We start from the raw sequence: 4354 nt of genomic DNA, 5'->3' as shown, positions 1-4354 counted from the left end.
GCTAATATGTTTGTTTACCTTTTTCTATTTCAAATCAACAGCAAAATATCGTTGAATAAAAACAGCATGAATAAGTATTTTGTTATTCATTTCTCTTTTTCATATAATCTTTTTCACATTGCAACGGCTTAAATTTCACTTTTTTCCCTTTCTTCTTTTTCGTTTTTATAACGAGCCATTCCCCTTTTTCAACGTCTAGTTTTAGGCTTTTCATTACATTGATATTATCTTTTTCTTTATAAAGTAAAAATGCTTCTTGCGCCCTCACAAATAGGCTGGGCTGTTCGCTAAATCCACCACTGTCATAAATTTTAGTTAGCGAAGTATAATAAGAATCATTTTCCTTTCCACCATACATCAAATGAGCAGCCTCCAGATCTCTTTTACTTACTTCCCAAAAACTATGTTCATCAATATTTAAATTAAATGTGGATTTAATGTCCTGTATTATATTCTTCACATACTTTTCATCTCTAACTTTTCTTTCTTCGAGACAATCCGAAGATAACTCTGGTGCATCTGATTGGGAATGTACAACGTGTTGTATCGATACACACAGAATAAATACGCTTAAAATGTAAAATATTTTTTTCATATTTACATATCACCTCAAATGATTTAGATACTATATCATTTGAGGCTTACAATATTCTTATGCTAATAATAAGAAAGATCCTATAAAATAAAATTTTTATAGGATCTTTCCTTTTAATATTGCTTTATCAAATTCACGGGCGGGGCAACTACCTTACTACTTTTCACATCATATAATCCTATAGGTGTTACTCGTATAAAAGGCAAGTGCGTCGCAGAAAAGAATAAAATTGTAAATGCTGGATCATCATACGCGTAGCCACGCTCTTGTAGTAATTTCACCATCTGTTTCTCTTCCTGTATTAATTCTCTCATTTTTAAATTAGACATAATCCCGAGCAATGGTAATGCTATTTCGTGTAACACTTCATTGTTTTCTACTATGACCATTCCACCACCGAGCTCTTTTACTCTACGAAAAGCTGTAAGCATATCTTCTTTTCTTTTTCCGATAAGAATGATGTCACCTGTACCAGAATAAGAGCTAGCAAGCCCACCTAGTTCTTTTGCAAAACCTTTGACAGCTATATTCACTTGCCAACTGCCATCACGAGCAATCATCATAAGGAAACATTCATCATGATCTGTGGACAATTCATCACAGTCTATATTGATTTCACTAGTGTATGGTTTTGTAATAACGTTATTTAATAAGTGTATCCCCGTTTTATTAGAGAAAATCATATCCTCTTTTTCTATTGACCAATCTAATGATAATTGAGTTACTTTATGTTTACTCCAGTCTATATGTAATGCCTCATGTGTATTTACACCGTCACGCTTCACCCATTTCCCCTTTGCAAGGACACTAATTGGTACTGGGTTTTCTTTACTTTCTAAAATATTGATATTAGCAATTCTACCTGTCGCAATCGAACCATGTACATGTTCCATATTATAATAACGAGCAATATTATAACTTGCCATATCGTATGCATCTATTACTGGCACTCCTTGTTTTATCGCGGTAGAAATCATAACGTTTGTCATTCCATTCTCATAAAACGAAGGATGTGAGCCGTCTGTTGTAAAAAAGAATCTATCAAACTGCTTTACGCCTAGTTCCAACAATTCTTTCAGTAAAACTTCTAAATCTGGGCGGATTGAAGAATTTCTTAGGGAAACAGTGTAACCTTGCATAAGACGAGTGAAAGCTTCCTGCCCTGTCATCGCTTCATGATCACAATCTGTACCTAACAGTTTTAACTTCGCTAAAGTCGTTTCAGATGCACCTGGAAAATGTCCTTCTACTTTCTTCTGCAATCGCTTCGTTTCCTGCATCCAAGTTAACATTTCATCATCGCCATGTAATAGTTTTGGCCACGCTGTTAGTTCGCCGCCTTGAAGAACTGCTTTATGCTTAAGCCATTCTATTATTTCTTCACGATTAAATAAAGTTTCCCCGTTTTGCAATTCAGTTTGTCCATCAAAACGACACCACCAATACATACTTGCTGGAATCTTTTCAAATTCATCTAATAAACGAAATGCTTCTTCACGTTGTAATGTGAAAAATAAAGTTAAATTATCATTAATAAAAGTTGTTGTCCCAAACTGCATCGCATGATTCGCTAAAGTTTCAGGATTATATAATTGATATGGATGTGCATGAGGTTCTATGTAACTTGGAACTACATACTTTCCATCACAATCAATGACTTCACATTCATGCAGTTGCACTGGCAGCTTTTCCCCTACATAAACAATCCGGTCATCATAGATCCAAATATTTGCTTGCATCCACTCGCGCATATAGGAATTTAAATAAGTTGCGTTCTTACATAAAATGTGCGGACTTCTTTTACCATCTATTACTTCAACATGCTCTCGTAATTGTTTATTACTCCATTTATAATGATTTTCCCCCATTGTATTCAACTCCAAATCAACTCATAATTATTTTGATTAAAACGAGAAATACTTAACTAACTAAAGTATTTTCCATTCATAACTCCCCAATTGGCGCCCCTATATCCTTCATTATATTTAATAATTTTAAAAATAACAATTTTCAGAACTACATACCTTTTTTATCCAAAATAAAAAGAATGTCATGTAACTGACATCCTTTTTATTTTTATCGTAAGCATTAAGATTGATTTTCACTTTGAAATACACTTGATGCCATATCATAAATGCAACTACTGTCCATAGTTGCGAACTTAAAAAAGCACCTCTTTTAAATATAACTATAACAAAATTCCATTCACTTTCTTTTCATCTATTTATTAAATTCAATTTGCATCATTTTATTAAACTGCGGAACAATATCGACCCCACCTATAGAGTTGAGACTGATAGCCAATGTATGTTTGCCTCCAATTACTCCCCCAGCAAAAGTTGTAAATCCAGGAATTCCTCCTCCATGCCCCCAAACTGAAACACCGTTTGGAAGTTTAGTCTCATAGATTCCAAGACCGTATGCGTCACCAACCCCTTTTCCTTCTATAGGAATTGTAGTAAGCATTTCTTTTAGCTCGCGCTCCTTCAGTAACTTACCACCGAGTAAAGATGAAAAGAACTTATTTAAATCATCCGCATTAGAAATCATATCTCCAGCTGCATTAGCTAAACTCGGATTATAATACGTAATATCTTTCAACTCGCCTGTTCCTTCCATTTTCACATATCCACGAGCATGATTCTTTCCTGGGATGACGGGTGAATTTCCTGGTAAAAACGTATTTGATAGGTCCAAAGGTTCAATAATTCGCTTTTCGATTTCTTCCGCATAACTATTTCCGGTTATTTTTTCAATAAGCATTCCTAGTATTACGTATCCTGTGTTTGAATACAACCAGTCTTTACCCGGCGAGAAATCTGGAGGCAGCGAAAGGCCTATTTTCACTATTTCTTCTGCTGTATACGTTTTTTTCGAATTCATTATGTCCGCGTCTTTTGACTTTAAGTATTCAGCGATACCACTCGTATGATTCAAAAGTTGTCGTATCGTAATTTGATTACCATCATACCCATTTCCTTGCACGAGACCCGGTAGCCACTTTTCAATTGGATCGTCAAGTTGTAAGCGATTTTCTCCTACTAATTGAAGAATAGTCGTGGCAGTAAACGACTTCGTCACACTACCAATCCGAAAGCGATAATCCGAATTCACCGGTTTCTTTGTACTTAAGTCCGCCACGCCAGCAGTAAAACTACTAGTTTTTCCGTTATTAGACGTCTTAGCTAATATTCCTACAGCACCAAGCTGTACTGTTTCCTGCATTACTTGTTTCCAGCCATTACGATTCTTTTGATCATGTACTTGTGACGAACTAGAAATATTTTGAGTTGACTCTGCAGTCACAGTAAAACCAGGTGTAAATAGAGCAGTACCCGCTAATAAAACTGCAAAACTTGCTAACTTAATTGAATTACATTTTTTCATAAGGCTTTCTCTCCTCCATTAATATCGGATTGATTCAAGCTATACTTTCATCCTATATGATAAATCTCTCTTTTTTCTTATCCATTCCTTACGAAATACTTACGTTTAAATTTAAATACGGTAAACTGAGGAAGAGTTATGCATGCAAATAAAAAGAGAACATGTTTTCATTTTTTATGTAAACATGTTCTCTTAAACATTTAAAATTCTATATCAACTTTTCATCCTATTCTTTACACAACTAATTTATATTCCTTTTTACCAGCCCGCACTAGCATTCATACCATTTCCAATAATAGAAAGTAATAGCGGCCATAATACTGGTCCTAGTGTAAGAAATACATTTAGAAGTATGAGCATTCTATATCCAAC

The 4354-nt window shown here is 34.6% G+C and carries 4 protein-coding genes; all 4 read right to left on the bottom strand.

The window, feature by feature from the left end:
* Positions 1-82: 82 nt before the first annotated feature.
* Positions 83-595, bottom strand: a complete 513-nt coding sequence (locus tag ABWK52_RS23585; RefSeq protein WP_098509009.1) for a hypothetical protein — start codon at positions 593-595, stop codon at positions 83-85.
* Positions 596-708: 113 nt separating this feature from the next.
* Entirely contained in the window at positions 709-2463 is a 1755-nt protein-coding gene (locus ABWK52_RS23580; protein WP_098289852.1) for an adenine deaminase, read from the bottom strand.
* Positions 2464-2815: 352 nt separating this feature from the next.
* Positions 2816-3982, bottom strand: coding sequence for a serine hydrolase domain-containing protein (locus ABWK52_RS23575; protein WP_000710637.1), 1167 nt, complete (start codon positions 3980-3982; stop codon positions 2816-2818).
* A gap of 258 nt (positions 3983-4240) precedes the next feature.
* The coding region (locus tag ABWK52_RS23570) for a DUF3902 family protein (RefSeq protein WP_353772177.1) at positions 4241-4354 on the bottom strand (114 nt) is incomplete at its 5' end.

It is taken from the genome of Bacillus sp. AP50, from assembly GCF_040492675.1.
Taxonomy (GTDB): domain Bacteria; phylum Bacillota; class Bacilli; order Bacillales; family Bacillaceae_G; genus Bacillus_A; species Bacillus_A cereus.
This window is presented reverse-complemented; position numbering and strand designations above follow the sequence as displayed.

Excerpts from the sequence above, each read along its gene's own strand:
- ABWK52_RS23585 (WP_098509009.1), bottom strand. The coding sequence starts at position 595 with ATGAAAAAAATATTTTACATTTTAAGCGTATTTATTCTGTGTGTATCG.
- ABWK52_RS23580 (WP_098289852.1), bottom strand. The coding sequence starts at position 2,463 with ATGGGGGAAAATCATTATAAATGGAGTAATAAACAATTACGAGAGCAT.
- ABWK52_RS23575 (WP_000710637.1), bottom strand. The coding sequence starts at position 3,982 with ATGAAAAAATGTAATTCAATTAAGTTAGCAAGTTTTGCAGTTTTATTA.